The sequence below is a fragment of the Novosphingobium resinovorum genome, from assembly GCF_036352595.1.
GTDB classification, from domain to species: Bacteria; Pseudomonadota; Alphaproteobacteria; order Sphingomonadales; family Sphingomonadaceae; genus Novosphingobium; species Novosphingobium resinovorum_B.
This window is the reverse complement of the sequence record NZ_JAZFAX010000065.1, coordinates 1-13,374: the sequence shown is the minus strand read 5'-3', so window position 1 is coordinate 13,374 and position 13,374 is coordinate 1. Positions and strand designations below refer to the sequence as shown.

17 protein-coding genes and 2 pseudogenes are annotated in these 13,374 nt (G+C 60.5%); 7 read left to right on the top strand and 12 right to left on the bottom strand.

The genetic code is table 11. The features are described from left to right. Positions 1–163: 163 nt before the first annotated feature. Positions 164–628: pseudogene (locus tag V2S85_RS26005) on the bottom strand (transposase). 179 nt (positions 629–807) lie between these two features. Here V2S85_RS26005 and V2S85_RS26000 point away from each other — a divergent pair. After that, positions 808–1,206, top strand: coding sequence for a DUF4158 domain-containing protein (locus V2S85_RS26000; RefSeq protein WP_330705692.1), 399 nt, complete (start codon positions 808–810; stop codon positions 1,204–1,206). Between the two features lie 387 nt (positions 1,207–1,593). On the opposite strand, the gene V2S85_RS25995 is transcribed toward V2S85_RS26000, so the two are convergent. The 3 genes from V2S85_RS25995 to V2S85_RS25985 form a co-directional block, all read right to left on the bottom strand. Beyond that, entirely contained in the window at positions 1,594–1,869 is a 276-nt protein-coding gene (locus tag V2S85_RS25995) for a hypothetical protein (RefSeq protein WP_330705691.1), read from the bottom strand. Between the two features lie 243 nt (positions 1,870–2,112). Continuing rightward, entirely contained in the window at positions 2,113–2,460 is a 348-nt protein-coding gene (locus tag V2S85_RS25990; RefSeq protein ID WP_330705690.1) for a PilZ domain-containing protein, read from the bottom strand. Between the two features lie 368 nt (positions 2,461–2,828). Further along, positions 2,829–3,383, bottom strand: a complete 555-nt coding sequence (locus V2S85_RS25985; RefSeq protein ID WP_330705689.1) for a sensor histidine kinase — start codon at positions 3,381–3,383, stop codon at positions 2,829–2,831. Positions 3,384–3,416: 33 nt separating this feature from the next. Here V2S85_RS25985 and V2S85_RS25980 point away from each other — a divergent pair, with 33 nt between their 5' ends. Further along, complete coding sequence (locus V2S85_RS25980) at positions 3,417–3,767, top strand: hypothetical protein (protein ID WP_330705688.1); 351 nt, start codon at positions 3,417–3,419, stop codon at positions 3,765–3,767. Positions 3,768–3,935: 168 nt separating this feature from the next. Here V2S85_RS25980 and V2S85_RS25975 read toward each other — a convergent pair whose 3' ends face one another. The 5 genes from V2S85_RS25975 to V2S85_RS25955 form a co-directional block, all read right to left on the bottom strand. After that, the gene (locus tag V2S85_RS25975; RefSeq protein ID WP_330705687.1) at positions 3,936–4,565 is read right to left on the bottom strand and encodes a MarC family protein; all 630 of its coding nucleotides are present in this window, start codon (positions 4,563–4,565) and stop codon (positions 3,936–3,938) included. Positions 4,566–4,695: 130 nt separating this feature from the next. After that, positions 4,696–5,217: an Hsp20/alpha crystallin family protein gene (locus V2S85_RS25970; RefSeq protein WP_330705686.1), complete on the bottom strand. Its 522-nt coding sequence runs from the start codon at positions 5,215–5,217 to the stop codon at positions 4,696–4,698. Positions 5,218–5,312: 95 nt separating this feature from the next. Then, the gene (locus V2S85_RS25965) at positions 5,313–5,786 is read right to left on the bottom strand and encodes an Hsp20 family protein (RefSeq protein ID WP_330705685.1); all 474 of its coding nucleotides are present in this window, start codon (positions 5,784–5,786) and stop codon (positions 5,313–5,315) included. 182 nt (positions 5,787–5,968) lie between these two features. Further along, complete coding sequence (locus tag V2S85_RS25960; RefSeq protein WP_330705684.1) at positions 5,969–6,238, bottom strand: protein usg; 270 nt, start codon at positions 6,236–6,238, stop codon at positions 5,969–5,971. Beyond that, a complete protein-coding gene (locus tag V2S85_RS25955) occupies positions 6,238–6,471 on the bottom strand; it encodes a hypothetical protein (protein ID WP_330705683.1) in 234 nt (77 codons plus the stop codon). The genes V2S85_RS25960 and V2S85_RS25955 overlap by 1 nt, the downstream gene beginning before the upstream one ends. A 246-nt stretch (positions 6,472–6,717) precedes the next feature. On the opposite strand from V2S85_RS25955, the gene groES reads away from it, so the two are divergent. From groES to V2S85_RS25940, 3 genes are all read left to right on the top strand, one after another. After that, positions 6,718–7,032 (top strand): co-chaperone GroES, encoded by a 315-nt coding sequence (gene groES, locus V2S85_RS25950; RefSeq protein ID WP_330705682.1) that lies wholly within the window; start codon positions 6,718–6,720, stop codon positions 7,030–7,032. 53 nt (positions 7,033–7,085) lie between these two features. Continuing rightward, the gene (gene groL, locus V2S85_RS25945) at positions 7,086–8,705 is read left to right on the top strand and encodes a chaperonin GroEL (protein ID WP_330705681.1); all 1,620 of its coding nucleotides are present in this window, start codon (positions 7,086–7,088) and stop codon (positions 8,703–8,705) included. 76 nt (positions 8,706–8,781) lie between these two features. Next, on the top strand, positions 8,782–8,973 hold the full coding sequence (locus tag V2S85_RS25940; RefSeq protein ID WP_330705680.1) for a hypothetical protein: 192 nt from the start codon (positions 8,782–8,784) through the stop codon (positions 8,971–8,973). A gap of 292 nt (positions 8,974–9,265) precedes the next feature. On the opposite strand, the gene V2S85_RS25935 is transcribed toward V2S85_RS25940, so the two are convergent. Further along, the gene (locus tag V2S85_RS25935) at positions 9,266–9,913 is read right to left on the bottom strand and encodes a glutathione S-transferase family protein (protein ID WP_330705679.1); all 648 of its coding nucleotides are present in this window, start codon (positions 9,911–9,913) and stop codon (positions 9,266–9,268) included. A 977-nt stretch (positions 9,914–10,890) separates the two neighbouring features. Further along, positions 10,891–11,262 carry a PRC-barrel domain-containing protein gene (locus V2S85_RS25930; protein ID WP_330705678.1) on the bottom strand — a complete coding sequence of 124 codons (372 nt, stop codon included), beginning with the start codon at positions 11,260–11,262 and terminating at the stop codon, positions 10,891–10,893. A gap of 197 nt (positions 11,263–11,459) precedes the next feature. On the opposite strand from V2S85_RS25930, the gene V2S85_RS25925 reads away from it, so the two are divergent. After that, on the top strand, positions 11,460–12,326 hold the full coding sequence (locus V2S85_RS25925) for a glucose 1-dehydrogenase (protein WP_330705677.1): 867 nt from the start codon (positions 11,460–11,462) through the stop codon (positions 12,324–12,326). Between the two features lie 129 nt (positions 12,327–12,455). After that, entirely contained in the window at positions 12,456–12,758 is a 303-nt protein-coding gene (locus V2S85_RS25920) for a plasmid stabilization protein (protein WP_330705676.1), read from the top strand. 38 nt (positions 12,759–12,796) lie between these two features. Here the strand turns inward: V2S85_RS25920 and V2S85_RS25915 are convergent. After that, positions 12,797–13,252, bottom strand: a pseudogene (locus V2S85_RS25915) (IS3 family transposase); the annotation flags it as partial. Between the last annotated feature and the right edge of the window lie 122 nt (positions 13,253–13,374).

Below are 13,374 nucleotides of genomic sequence, written 5' to 3'. Positions count from 1 at the left end.
ATGACACTGGAAACCCTCGGCTCGGTGAGCCATAACCCTATTGTCAGCTTGCCAGCATTGGCAGCCTGACCTGAACTCGATCCTGCCGTGGATCGACGGTTCCTACACCACCCTGCGGGACACGACCCCCTCTTTCCGGTTTGGGCCTTGCGATACCTTTCGATCAGGCAGCGATTGCCGTTGCCGGGGCTCGATAGTCTTCCTGGTTCGCCAACATCGCCCACATCGAGCGAGCCATCTTGTTGGCCAATGCGATTGCCACCAACATCTGCGACTTGCGCGCGAGCATGCGGGCCAGCCATGAGGTGTCGGGGATCGTTTTTCGTCCCATCCAGTTCAATCGCGACATGGCGCCCATGATCAGCAACTGGCGGATGTCGCTCTGCCCAGCCTTGGAGACGCGGTCGAGCCGCTCCTTGCCACCGTTTGAATGCTGTTTCGGGACGAGGCCCAGCTAGGCGGCAAAATCTCGGCCGCATTTGAAGTTTTCCATCGATGGAGCGAATGCTTCGACTGCCAGCGCCGTCGACGGCCCCACGCCGGGTATGGTCTGGAGCCGCTGCGCGATGTCCGCCTGTCCAGCCAGGGCCCTGATGCGGCGATCACTTGTCGCGATCCGCCCGGTCATCGCTGCGATTTGCTCCAGCAAATCGTGGCATTCCATGCGTGCGATCTCAGGCTTTGTGGAGGCTTGAGCCGGATGATATGGAAACTCTCAAGTCCGGTTCTTAGGGGGTGCGGCCCGGCAACGGGTCGTGCCTACCCGATCGATAACCGGAACCGGCGGACTTCACAAAGGGGCGACCGATGGCGCGGCGGCGGTTGCTGAGCGGAAGTCGGCGTCGCGCTCTGTTCGACATCCCCATCGACGCCACTTCGGTCGCAAGTCACTATACCCTTTCTGACGAGGATCCGGAATTTGTTCACCGTCGTCACGGTTCCGCTAACCGTCTCGGCCTGGCGACCCAGATCGCCTTGATACGGCATCCTGGCTTCCGCCTGCAGCTTGACACTGACGTTCCCGATGCGGTCCTCCACTATCGTTCGTACATGGGGCGGCACCGGGCAGCGACTGGCTTCGAAGCATCCCTGTCGGCGACGAGTGCGATGTTTTCGGTCCGCGTGCGTCACTTGATGGAAGTGGACTGGTCGGGCCAGTCGTCATGGTCGGAGACGAAACCTCCATCGGGTTGGCATATGCTCTGACGAGTCGTAATCCAGCGCGGACAATGACGGCCATTCTCGAGGTCGGCGATGTTTCGGCAGCCGCGCGGGTCGCCGATAGCTGTGATGGCCGACATCATAACCATGCAGCGCGCCTGATGATACGCATTTGGCAGAAATGGAAGCCGTGCTGCGCCACAAGGCTGCCGAAGGCTCATCCAGATCGCCGCGCTTCTGGCGGGTGGATAGCTCGAAGTATGATTGGTGCAGCACCGGTAACCGCAACGGGGGAGACTTACGCGCCGATGTCCGACGCACTGCGATCCATCGGGCGCGACGTTTGCTGTCGCTCTGCGAAAGAGGGGCCCCGTGACGTATGGCGGCGGGGAGCCAAGACTTGCAACATGTGGCGGGCGCGCGGCGACGCCGCTATCGTTCGTTCATTGCCGCCGCAACCATGAAGCGCCAGGTGCTGGCCGCATCGCCCTGATAGCCGGCTGCGGTATCGCTTACCGCGAGATTGCGGATGACTTCAGCCCCGGCGCGCGACATCGCATCGCTCGGTTCGCGGATAGCGTGCAAAACGGCAAGGACATCGCGAATGATTGCCTCCTGGTGCTGCGAATCCAGCGCATCCCAGTCATCGTGTCCGCTTGCGGACTGGGCGAGGGCGCGAGCGGCTCGTTCGATAATCGGCCTGGTCATTCCCAAGAGTACCACCCGCCGTTCCAGGGGCCAAGCGGGATCGTTTGCCAAGGATTTGGCAGGCCGCTCCGTTTGTCTCCGGCAAACTATCGCACAGCCATTGGAGATGGCCACCCGCTCATGTCTCTCGATTTCGGCTTCAAGTCTTCCGGTGACGTACCCGTTCACTCCCGGCTACCAGGGCCGTTAGAAGGGGCTGCCGGGAGACGATCCCGGTCTCATTTCAACGAAGCGGAGTTTGAGTTACCCCAAATGTAGGCGATTCTGTCGCGGCGGGTTCGGTTGCAGTTCCGCCACGAGCCTGGCAAAATCGTCAGCGCGAATGAGGCGCTCGAATTGGAACCCGGCGCGATCATCGTGAGACCAGACGAGATGCCCTTCAATTCGGCCTATCACCGGAAGCCGTAAATTGAGACGTTCACCCCGTTCAAGGCTCAACTGTCCCCGGACCATGAAGCCCTGGGGCGAGATGTTCACGAGATGCAATTCGACTTCACCCAGTTGGCGGTGCTCACCGATAGTGGTGTAATCTATCGGCTGGCGGACTGCTGCACGAGTTTCGGTTATACTGAGGCGCGGGCCGGCGCTCATGCTACATCCCCGTAACAATGCCCCTCTTTTCGGGGCGAGCATTGATGGGCGATCCCGCGGAGAGATGGGACGGTCTCGCCAGACCGCAGGACGCCCGATTGCGCGAGATACCAGCTGGATTGCTCTTTCATGCCGAAGTCCAATGACCACAAGCACACACAATCGGACAATGTGGTTAAGATTTGGTTTCAACAACTAATGGCGGGAGACCTGGCATCAGGCTGAACCGCGGTTTCCGACTGACGGATGGGAGGACGTGTGCAGTCAAGTGCGCGGACGTTATGGGGCGAAGTGTCTCCACGCCCCCTATCCGCGGGATCAATTCGTCGGGCCGCGATGAGCGCAGGCCTATAGGACGTGCCCACATTTCATGATGCCGGAAGTATAGAGGTGGGATGCTGAGCGTCTTTTGCCGGAATGGCCAATTCCAACGTGCACTGCAGGCCCTCCGGCGCGAAGTCGAACCGGGCAGTGCCTTGTTCTCCTTTCGTGGCTCGTTCGATCATCCGCGAGCCAAAGCCCTTCCGGCTAGGAGGGGTCACCGCCGGACCGCCCGCTTCACGCCAATGCAGGCCTAGCCTGCCCCCGCCTCCTTGCTCGGCCAATTCCCATCTCACCTCAACGCGTCCGTCGGCGTTCGAAAGAGCGCCGTACTTGACCGCGTTGGTGCCGAGTTCATGCAGGGTCATCGCAATCAACAAAGCCTGGGTCGAACTCAACCGCAGGTTTGGCCCCGCAATCGTGAACCGCTCTTTATCCTCCTGCAGAAAGGGCCTCAGTGCACGCTCGACGACGTTTCTCAATTCGACGGCATCCCAATCCTGCTGGGTGAGCAGATCATGGGCGCCCGAAAGCGCATGCAAGCGGGATACGAATGCCTCGATCTCGTGGGGAGGAGCGTCGCGGAAGGTCTGTGACGCCATGGCCTACACCGTGGCCAGCGTGTTCTTGCGAATTTGGGAATCAGCGCTCAAGGATTTCTGGCGCAACGCGCGCGAGACGTACTTCTCGCCTATGATCGCGCGGAGAAAATCCACGCGGCAGAAAAGAAAGCCTGGGATGTCGCGATCGAGCGATACGAGATGGCCAAACGCCGCTTCAGGAGCGCGACGGAATGCGCGGCGCTCGAGGCGGCGACCCTCGAATTAGCCGATATACTCGTTAGATGCATGGAACAGGAAATATCGGCCATGGTCGCCTGGGAGCAGGTGACGAGCGCGTATCGTGACATCAAACAGCTTCTCGCCGAAACGGGGTTCGAAGAAGATAGCCTGCCGCTGGATGAGATCGGAAATTGCTTCGCTTGAGGCTCACGACTGGTAGCCCCTTGGCTCGGCTGTCCGCACAGCTGCCGCGCCGGCAGGTTTGCGGACAGCCGAGAGCGTTCCTGTCGGCGCGCAAAAGTCCGGAATCACCAGCACACGCCGCCAGCATCAGGTGAGGACGGCATCCCGACCATTCGGAACGAGTTGGCCTCAGCGAAGGAAAGGCGCTTCGGCGAGGCCATCGAATACGAACTGCACCGCTAGCCCGCCGAGTAAGATGCCCGAGACCCTGCTCACGACATCGGCACCTGTCGGCCCAAGGACTACGACCAGGCGCTCCGCCGCGCGCATTGCGCCCAATGTCAGTACCAGGCAAACCACCACCATCGCCATCACACTGGCCGCCTCCATCCAGTTTGTCGTTCGGCTCATAACGAGAACGGCTGCGGACAGACTTCCCGGTCCTGCGATCAAGGGAAATGCCAGGGGGAATACGGCTATATCTCCGGGGCGCTGCGCCTCGTCCTTTTCGGATTGGGTGATCGACGATAGCCCCGGACTGGAGAACGTCAACGTCAGCGCCTGCAGAAAAAGAAGCATGCCACCGGCGACGCGGAATGCCGGCAAAGTGATATGGAGGAGGGACAGGACGGCCCCTCCGCCAATTGCGAATAACAAGAGCACGGGTCCCGCGATCGTCACCGACCGCCTGGCGAGGCTGCGACGCTCTTGCCGGTGGATCCCGGCGGTAAGGCTGGCGAAAACGACCGCCGTTTCCACAGGGCCGATCGTCACGAAAAGGGTCACGAAGCTGGACAGGAGGTTCGAGGATATCTGCATCTTCCATACTCTTCAGCAGCCACAAGGCGCGGCGTAGGCGAGCCGGACCTTGTCGAAAAGCGGCGCCGCGCATCTGTGTACGCACTGATCGGTTATGGAAGACCCGGGACGCGGGGTCCCGGGCCAATGGTCAGGCAGCTTTCCCATTCACGGGGATGCGCCGCGCATTTTCGTTAGCGGCTTCCGTCTTGGGCAAGATCACGGTCAAGACGCCGTCCTTGAAGGTCGCCTCGACCTTATCGCGTTCGATACCCTTAGGCAGGCCGATCCGCCTTTCGAAGCGGCCGTAACTGCGTTCCGAATAGCCGCGATCGGTATCTTCGACTTCAGATCGCTTCTCGCCGCGCAGGGTCAGGACACCTTCCTCCACGGTGAGTTCGACGTCCTTCTCGTCGAGCCCGGGCAGTTCCGCAGTCACGCGGATTTCATTGGCTGATTCACCGAGTTCGACATACGGCCATGATACACCTGATTCCAGATCGCCAAATGCCGGCGAGCCGAAACCGCGCAGGACGTCGTCAAACAGTCGGTTCATGTCGTGACGAAGCGAAAGCAACGGGTGGGACGGGCGGCCGCCTTCAGGTTCCGCCCTCACCGGAATGGGTAGCCGGTTTTCCTGCCGGCTCCAGGGAATGAGATCACGAAAAGCCATGATGGTCATCTCCTCACTGGCTGGATGTTGTCCGGACCTGCCAGCACGGGTTACCTTATAAGGGCACGCGTGCCGGCAGGTCTCTCGAGCATGGATCAGGCTGCCTCGCTCGCCGGCTCCTTCGCTTCTGTGAGCCTATGGGCTTGGGAAGCGCTTCCTCCGATTTCAATGCGCCGCGGCTTCATCGCTTCCGGCACCACCCGCCTCAGCTCGATCGATAGGAGGCCGTTTTCGAATGTTGCGTTTCCAGCCTCCATGAAATCGGCCAGTTGGAAGCGGCGCTCGAAGGCTCGCGCGGCGATTCCGCGATGGAGATACTCGCCTTTGCCATCGTCGTCCGCCCACCTGCCCGATACGGTGAGCAGATTCTGCTGGGCCACCACTTCAACATCTGCGGGAGCGAAGCCCGCGAGAGCCAAGGTGATGCGGTAGCTGTCCTCGCCTTCCTTCAGGATATCGAAGGGCGGGTAGCCGTCCTCCTCGCGCGCACTGGCTTCGAGAAGGTTGAAAAGGCGGTCGAAACCGACGGTAGAACGCCGATAGGGTGTAAAGTCAAAGTTCGTTCTCATCTTTTCCAAATCCTCTTCTGAGCGATCTGGACATGAGCTGCGCCGGTAACACCAGAGCCGGCGCCCTCCATGTCCACCGGGCCCGAACGCGGCGCCCGGCACATTAAAACTAGGTGTGTCTCCTGCGGGTTCAAGACGGCCGCGGGTTTCCCACTTCAAAATTGCTGCCAGCGGAATCTCAATCAGGGTAGCGGAAGGATGTCGCTCACCGGTCTCCACTGCGTGGACCGGATGAGCCGGTCATGGGCGAGCCGGACGGAGTGGAGTTGGGCTTCGATTTCCCGGCGCCAATCATCGAGAAAACCAGGCAGCGCCGGAAAATCGGGAGCGACATCACATTCCTGCCATGCGAAGACCTGCAGAAGCGATGGCGCATCCGGCCGGTAATACAGGATCTTCGCCGTGGTCAGACCATGCCCCTTCAGTTTGGCGGCAATGTCGCGCTCTTTCATTAGGCAGACAGTCCCCTACCCGGCGGCCGATCCAGCACCGCCATTGCCGCCAGGATGTCATCGATCGAGACAGGGTGCTTCGTCCCCGGGGGTTTTCGTCGGGCCGGCTTGTCGCGGACAGAGAACTTGTCCGAGGCCCACGATGCGAGGATGGCGCGTTTCACTTCCGGTTCAAGGCTTGGATGGTTTGGTACGTCGAACGGGTGAAGAAAACGGGAAAATGGCTGCGACATGGCTGTGCCTCCTTCCTATTGTCGCTCCTTTTGACGCGACCGTCATGGCCGCACGACCATATTTTGTATCGCCACCGAGTCGCGTCAAGATCAGCTAAGCGAATACAAAGGGCGTCTGGCACTCTATGTCATGAAGTGCCAAATTTCCTCTTGAACCCAAAAGCCGACTCTCATATTTTACCGCTACCTGCCGTACGGAAGAACGACAGGCCTTTCACATCCATGCTTGCATCTGGAGGTTTTGCCATGCATTTCCGCCCCTTGCACGACCGTGTGGTCGTCCGCCGCATCGAAGCCGAGGAGAAGACCTCGGGCGGCATCATCATTCCCGATACCGCCAAGGAAAAGCCGCAGGAGGGCGAAATCGTCGCCGTCGGGCCTGGCGCGCGAGACGATAACGGCCGCCTCGTCGAACTCTCGGTTACAGCGGGCGACCGGGTCCTGTTCGGCAAATGGTCGGGCACCGAGGTCAAGATCGACGGCGAGGATCTTCTCATCATGAAGGAGAGCGATATTCTCGGCGTGGTCGAGACGCAGGCCCAATTGAAGCAGGCGGCCTGACACTGGCCGCCGTCCACCAACCAGGAAGGAATTAAAGAAAGGAGTTGGCCAAGATGGCTGCCAAGGAAGTGAAGTTTGCGTCTGACGCGCGTGATCGTATGCTGCGCGGCGTAGATACGCTTGCGAATGCAGTGAAAGTGACGCTGGGGCCGAAGGGCCGCAATGTCGTCATCGAGAAAAGCTTCGGCGCCCCCCGCATCACCAAGGACGGCGTCACGGTCGCCAAGGAAATCGAACTTTCCGACAAGTTCGAGAACATGGGCGCCCAGATGCTGCGCGAGGTCGCCAACAAGCAGAACGACAAGGCCGGCGATGGTACGACCACCGCGACCGTTCTCGCCCAGGCGATCGTGCGCGAAGGCTCGAAGGCTGTCGCCGCCGGGATGAACCCGATGGACGTCAAGCGCGGCATCGACATCGCCGTAAATGCCGTGGTGGCGGATCTCCGGGCGCATGCGAAGAACGTGAGCGCCAACAGCGAGATCGCCCAAGTCGCGACGATCTCCGCCAATGGGGACGAAGAAGTTGGCCGCATCCTTGCCGAGGCGATGGAGAAGGTCGGGAACGAAGGCGTGATCACGGTCGAGGAAGCCAAGAGTCTCGCAACCGAGCTCGAGACCGTCGAAGGCATGCAGTTCGATCGGGGCTATCTCTCGCCTTATTTCGTGACCAATTCGGAGAAGCTGAAGGTCGAACTCGACGATCCCTATATCCTCATCCACGAGAAGAAGCTTTCGAACCTTCAGGCGCTGGTACCTCTTCTCGAGAAGGTGGTGCAATCGGGACGACCACTCCTCATCATCGCCGAGGATGTCGAGGGCGAGGCTCTCGCTACGCTAGTCGTCAACAAGCTGCGCGGCGGTCTCAAGGTTGCGGCGGTCAAGGCGCCTGGCTTCGGTGATCGCCGCAAGGCGATGCTTGACGACATTGCCATCCTGACCGGCGGCAACGTCGTTAGCGAGGAACTCGGCATTAAGCTCGACAGCGTCACCGTCTCGATGCTCGGCCGCGCCAAGAAAGTCATCGTCGACAAGGACAATACAACCATCGTCGATGGAGCTGGTACCCGGGCGGACATCGACGGCCGCGTCGAACAGATCCGCGCGCAGATCGAAACGACGACCAGCGACTACGACCGCGAGAAGCTGCAGGAACGTGTTGCCAAGCTCGCGGGCGGCGTCGCGGTGATCCGGGTCGGCGGTGCGACCGAAGTCGAAGTGAAGGAACGCAAGGATCGGGTGGATGATGCCCTGCACGCGACGCGCGCGGCGGTCGAGGAAGGAATCCTGCCCGGCGGCGGCATTGCGCTGCTGCGCTCGCTCAAAGCGCTCGACGGGCTGAAAGTCGCGAATGACGATCAGCAGTCCGGGATCGACATCATCCGACGTGCATTGCGCGCGCCGGTCAGGCAGATCGCTGATAACGCTGGCGAGGACGGCGCTTACATCGTCGGCAAGCTGCTCGAGAGCGAGGACTACAACTGGGGCTTCAACGCAGCAACGAGCGTCTATGAAGACCTAGTCAAGTCCGGCGTCATCGATCCGGCCAAGGTTGTGCGAACCGCACTCCAGGACGCGGCATCGGTGGCCTCGCTGCTCATCACCACGGAGGCGCTGGTAGCGGATGCGCCCAAGGAGGAGAAAGCCGCGCCGGTGCCGGTGATGGACTTCTGATGCATGGGGGCGGGTCCGGTCTAAACCGGACCCGCCTTCTCTACGCGCTCCTCCCGCTTCAGGCGGAGACCGGAGAATGACACAGATCGATCCTGCAGATCCCACCCTCTATTCCCTTTCCAACTGCGAGTTGGCGCGACTGTCGCGCGGCGTTGCCCTGGGCTTGCTCAAGCCGCCCCGCTCGGTGGAACGAAAATCCGATATTGCTGTGTTCGTGCACTTTCAGTGTTGCAGCGATGCGCACCGGGCGAAGGCCTGTATTTCTTAAAGCTGCGGTCCCAGCTGCATTCTGTTGCGATACCTCCTTGAGCCAAACGCTGGGTCGTCGCACGGGGTCACGCTCGCGAAAATTAGGATGCGACGAGATACCGCGGCTCCCGCGCGGGCGGTCCGGCGCTTGCGCTCTTTCATCGACGGTTGGCCAATCGTCCTGATCGATAGTTTCCGGGGTCCCGCGGCGCTTCAGTCTCACGCCGGCAATTGATCCCTCGGCAGTTCCGGTCTCATTTGAACCGACAAGTCGGTGCAGCGGCGGACGTTCGTGATAGTCGCCCTGGCAATCAAGCCGCATCCGCTGCGGCGAAGTGGGCCATCTGGTCGTCATATGCCTTCACAAAGGCGGGGCGCGTGGTGGAGCGCGCGACGTAGTGCTGGCAAGCAGGGAATTTCGCGAGACCATCGAACCGATCCACCTGGCGCAAAACGTCCGCCATAAGCAGGTCGGCTACGGTGAACCGACCCGCCGCCAGCCACTCGCGATTAGCCAGAACCGCCTCCATCCGTTCGAGCCTGGCGTTCAGGAAATTGTCCATAAATTGGGCTTCAGGCGATTCTCCGGGGTAACCCATGAAGCGGAACAGCGCCCAAGGCTGGCTCGGAAGATCGACCGAGTTGAGCGCGGCTACGACCCATTCGAGAACTTCAGTTCGCCCGCGCGGATCTTTGGGCATGAGCGCGCGGCTCTTCTCGGCGAGGTGCAACAGGATCGCACCGCTCTCGAAGATGGTGAGGTTTCCGTCGGTCAACCACGGGACCTGGCCGAACGGCTGCACCGCGAAATGCTCGGGACCACGATCTCGAAAAGGCGTGCTATTCACCTGATAGGTCAGCCCGGCCTCTTCGAGAGCCCAACGCACCCGCAGGTCGCGTACAAGGCCGCGTGGCATCTCGGGGACCCAGTCGTAGGTGGTAAGGGTGATCTCGCTCATTCGTAATCTTCCAGGGACATAGGAGCTTTTCGAGAAGGTGCCCTGATCTTGCAACTCCCGACGTGTGATCTCGGCCCAGAGCTGGCAGTTGTGGCTTTGACCGGCGCGCGACGTCGCTGGGCGGGCCGTCGGTTCTATCCACCTCCTTCAGCAAGCGCAGAAAGCCATCCAGAGTCTCCCCTTCTGCCCACGAGTCTAATGAAGCCGGGTAACAGTTATACACTTGGCCATAGCAGAGCGATACCTGCGCTTCAAAGCGACTATCCGGTGCCGGCGCTCACCGGCGAGGGCGTCTGGTTGCGTCTGCGCAGGGCCGGGCTGGCGCAACGGTTGCCGTTGATCCAAATCACCAGCCATCCAGAGCGGCCAAAGATGGTGGGTTGCGAAACGCAGGTTCCGTTCGCAACCCACCATCCCCTCGGTGCATCTGCGACATAAGCGATCAACAGGTTAGCGGAATTTCCGCGCGCCCTGGCGACACAGTAAGCCAAAATTAATCCTCAAAGTGCGCACAAGAGGCCATCGCTTACGACGATGGAAGAAAGGCATGATCCAGCGACTGATCCGCTTTTTGCGCGACGAACTCAGGACGCCGTGGTACTGTAATGCGCACCGAGTTGATTGCACGTTCAGGAACCGTTGCGTCGAGTGTCGCCGCGATAAGTCGACCCAGCACTCGGCATGATCGGCGGGGCGAGGCGGCTTCGTCGAGCTTCAAAATGCGCGTGCGGGCCAGGGTCTCGACCAGACGCTGTTCGCGCCCCCGGTACGTTGCGCGGCCCAAAACGTTGGCGCCTGGAGGTATTTTCTACCGGCCTGCAGGACAGCCAGACGTATCCCCGCTGCGATCGCCGTTGGCATCGCTTCGATAACACGAGACTCTTACCTCCGCCCGAAGCATTTCAATGCATTTCGAGCCTGCGGAAAGACACCACGGGCGGCGAGGCCCCGCAAAAAAGGGTGGCCTCGCACACTGCTTAGAATGGGTAATTGACTCCGTAATAGCCGTAGACGTCGCGGCCATAGTCACGATCGAAGGTGGGCTGGGCGTCCTGGGCAAATCGTGGCGCTTTTTCCAGAACAGTCTTGTCGAGGCTTGCGACGTAGCCGCCCTGCGCCGTGTCGTAGGCGAGAACATCCCAGGGCAGCGGATAATAGTCGCTTCCGATTCCGAACAGTCCGCCAAACTGAAGAACGGCATACTCGACCTTACCCGATTGCTTATCGACCATGAAATTATAAACCGAGCCTAGCTTTTCGCCTTCCCGGTTATAGACCGCGGTACCCTCCACCTTGTTGGAAGCGATCAGACGTTGCGTCTCGTCCGTTGCAATCTGGTTCTCGGACATGGGAACACTCCTTTCCTTCATCTCTCCTTCGCAACGAGGGAACATCAAGAATCTTTCCCGGCGCCAGGGTAAATATCGCCTTCGTACGGCGGAACGAGCCCTAACCGAGGTGACTGGTCAGTCGCAACGCCGCGCCGGGGAACCGCAGGCGGATGGCCAGATTATTCCTGGGAACCCGATCGAAAGGCAGGCAGATCATGACCGACGCCCGCGACGAGATAAAGCCTCCGCTTCCCGAGCAGCAGCAGGAAGTTCCAGGCACCATTCGCTCCATGGATCCGCGGCCGGATCACGGCGAGGAAAGCTATCGCGGCTCCGGCCGGCTCGAAGGAAAGAAGGCGGTGATCACCGGAGGCGATAGCGGAATAGGTCGTGCCGTCGCCATTGCTTTCGCCCGTGAAGGTGCCGACGTCCTTATCTCCTATCTGAATGAGGACGAAGATGCGCAGGATACCGGGCATCTGGTCGAAGCGGCGGGCAGAAAGGCCGTGCTCGTGCCCGGAGACATCGGTAGTGCAGCCCAATGTCGTGCCATCATCGACAAAGCCGTCGAGGTATTCGGGCGCATCGATATCCTCGTCAATAATGCCGCGTATCAAATGACGTTCGAGGACCTGAACGAAATCCCTGATGCGGAATGGGAAAAGACCTTTGCGGTGAATGTCCACGCCATGTTCTATCTGGCAAAGGCCGCCCTGCCCCACATGCGTGAAGGCGCCGCGATCATCAACACGACGTCGGTGAACGCCGACATGCCCAAGCCGACACTCCTTCCCTATGCGACAACCAAGGGAGCGATCCAGAATTTTACCGGCGGCCTGGCGCAGTTGCTTGCCGAAAAGGGCATTCGCGTGAACTGCGTGGCTCCCGGTCCCGTCTGGACACCGCTCATTCCCTCCACAATGCCGCCCGAGCAGGTCAGGGATTTCGGCAAGGCGTACCCGATCGGCCGGGCCGCGCAACCCAGCGAATTGGCTCCGGCCTACGTAATGCTCGCCAGCGATGAGGCGAGTTATATCTCGGGAGCGACTATCGCTGTGACCGGCGGCAAGCCCGTCCTGTGATTTCGCGCCGAGCCGCCAGCGAGATTCGTGAGCGACTCGCCCGAGCTACCTCAGCTTCGGAATACCCCGGACATAAACGCACCGCTTGTGCGTTTGCGCTGACGGACCGCCCAATGATGGAGAGATGCGATGCCACGAGGCGATAAGTCGAGTTACACCGACAAGCAAAAGCGCAAGGCCGAACACATCGAAGAAGGCTATGAGGACCGAGGTGTGGGCAGGCAAGAGGCCGAGCGGCGCGCTTGGGCCACGGTGAACAAGGAATCCGGCGGCGGAAAGAAGTCAGGTTCCGGACGCGGAAAGGCCGAGAACCATGAATCCTCGAGGAAAGGCGGCCGTAAAGGTGGAAGCGTATCGTCGAGCCGTAGCGCCGAGGATCGATCCGCAGCGGCCAAAAAGGGCTGGGAGACTCGTCGTAAGCAAGGCGCTTAGCTGGACTTGTAACGGTTTTGCGCCGGTCACCTATCTCATTATGCCACCTTGGCTTCGAATGCGAGTGGGCTGATGCCACCCAGATATGAATGGCGGCGGCGGGAATTGTAGAAACCGTTGATGTACAGGAAGATGGCAGCTTCCGCTTGTCGCCGGGTAGGCCAGCTCTGCCGCCAGATCATTTCCGCCTTCAGGGATTTGAAGAAGGTTTCGACGGCGGAGTTGTCGTAGCAATTGCCCTTGCCGCTCATTGATGGACGCAGGCCATAGGCCTGCAGCTTCTTCTGATAGTCGTAGGAGCAATATTGGCTGCCGCGATCGGAGCGGAAAATGCAGCCCTGTGGCGGTTTGCGCAGGCGCACCGCCATATCCAGCGCCCGGATCGCCAGGTCCTTTTTCATCCTGTCGCTGACCGCCCAGCCAACGACACGGCGGCTGTGCAGGTCGAGGATGACTGCCAGATAGAGCCAGCCTTCTGACGTCCAGATATGGGACTGTCAGGAATTTCGTGTACGGCGAGGCGGTTGATCATCAGGCCGTCATGGCCCTGATGAAACGTTCGCCGAAGAGCACGGCAAATTGCGCCTTTGCCATGTTCCACTCACGCGGCGGCATT

Excerpts from the sequence above, each read along its gene's own strand:
- V2S85_RS25970 (WP_330705686.1), bottom strand. The coding sequence starts at position 5,217 with ATGGCTTTTCGTGATCTCATTCCCTGGAGCCGGCAGGAAAACCGGCTA.
- V2S85_RS25965 (WP_330705685.1), bottom strand. The coding sequence starts at position 5,786 with ATGAGAACGAACTTTGACTTTACACCCTATCGGCGTTCTACCGTCGGT.
- V2S85_RS25995 (WP_330705691.1), bottom strand. The coding sequence starts at position 1,869 with ATGACCAGGCCGATTATCGAACGAGCCGCTCGCGCCCTCGCCCAGTCC.
- V2S85_RS25990 (WP_330705690.1), bottom strand. The coding sequence starts at position 2,460 with ATGAGCGCCGGCCCGCGCCTCAGTATAACCGAAACTCGTGCAGCAGTC.
- V2S85_RS25925 (WP_330705677.1), top strand. The coding sequence starts at position 11,460 with ATGACCGACGCCCGCGACGAGATAAAGCCTCCGCTTCCCGAGCAGCAG.
- V2S85_RS25920 (WP_330705676.1), top strand. The coding sequence starts at position 12,456 with ATGCCACGAGGCGATAAGTCGAGTTACACCGACAAGCAAAAGCGCAAG.
- V2S85_RS25935 (WP_330705679.1), bottom strand. The coding sequence starts at position 9,913 with ATGAGCGAGATCACCCTTACCACCTACGACTGGGTCCCCGAGATGCCA.
- V2S85_RS25955 (WP_330705683.1), bottom strand. The coding sequence starts at position 6,471 with ATGTCGCAGCCATTTTCCCGTTTTCTTCACCCGTTCGACGTACCAAAC.
- V2S85_RS26000 (WP_330705692.1), top strand. The coding sequence starts at position 808 with ATGGCGCGGCGGCGGTTGCTGAGCGGAAGTCGGCGTCGCGCTCTGTTC.
- V2S85_RS25985 (WP_330705689.1), bottom strand. The coding sequence starts at position 3,383 with ATGGCGTCACAGACCTTCCGCGACGCTCCTCCCCACGAGATCGAGGCA.
- V2S85_RS25960 (WP_330705684.1), bottom strand. The coding sequence starts at position 6,238 with ATGAAAGAGCGCGACATTGCCGCCAAACTGAAGGGGCATGGTCTGACC.
- groES (WP_330705682.1), top strand. The coding sequence starts at position 6,718 with ATGCATTTCCGCCCCTTGCACGACCGTGTGGTCGTCCGCCGCATCGAA.
- V2S85_RS25940 (WP_330705680.1), top strand. The coding sequence starts at position 8,782 with ATGACACAGATCGATCCTGCAGATCCCACCCTCTATTCCCTTTCCAAC.
- V2S85_RS25930 (WP_330705678.1), bottom strand. The coding sequence starts at position 11,262 with ATGTCCGAGAACCAGATTGCAACGGACGAGACGCAACGTCTGATCGCT.
- V2S85_RS25975 (WP_330705687.1), bottom strand. The coding sequence starts at position 4,565 with ATGCAGATATCCTCGAACCTCCTGTCCAGCTTCGTGACCCTTTTCGTG.
- groL (WP_330705681.1), top strand. The coding sequence starts at position 7,086 with ATGGCTGCCAAGGAAGTGAAGTTTGCGTCTGACGCGCGTGATCGTATG.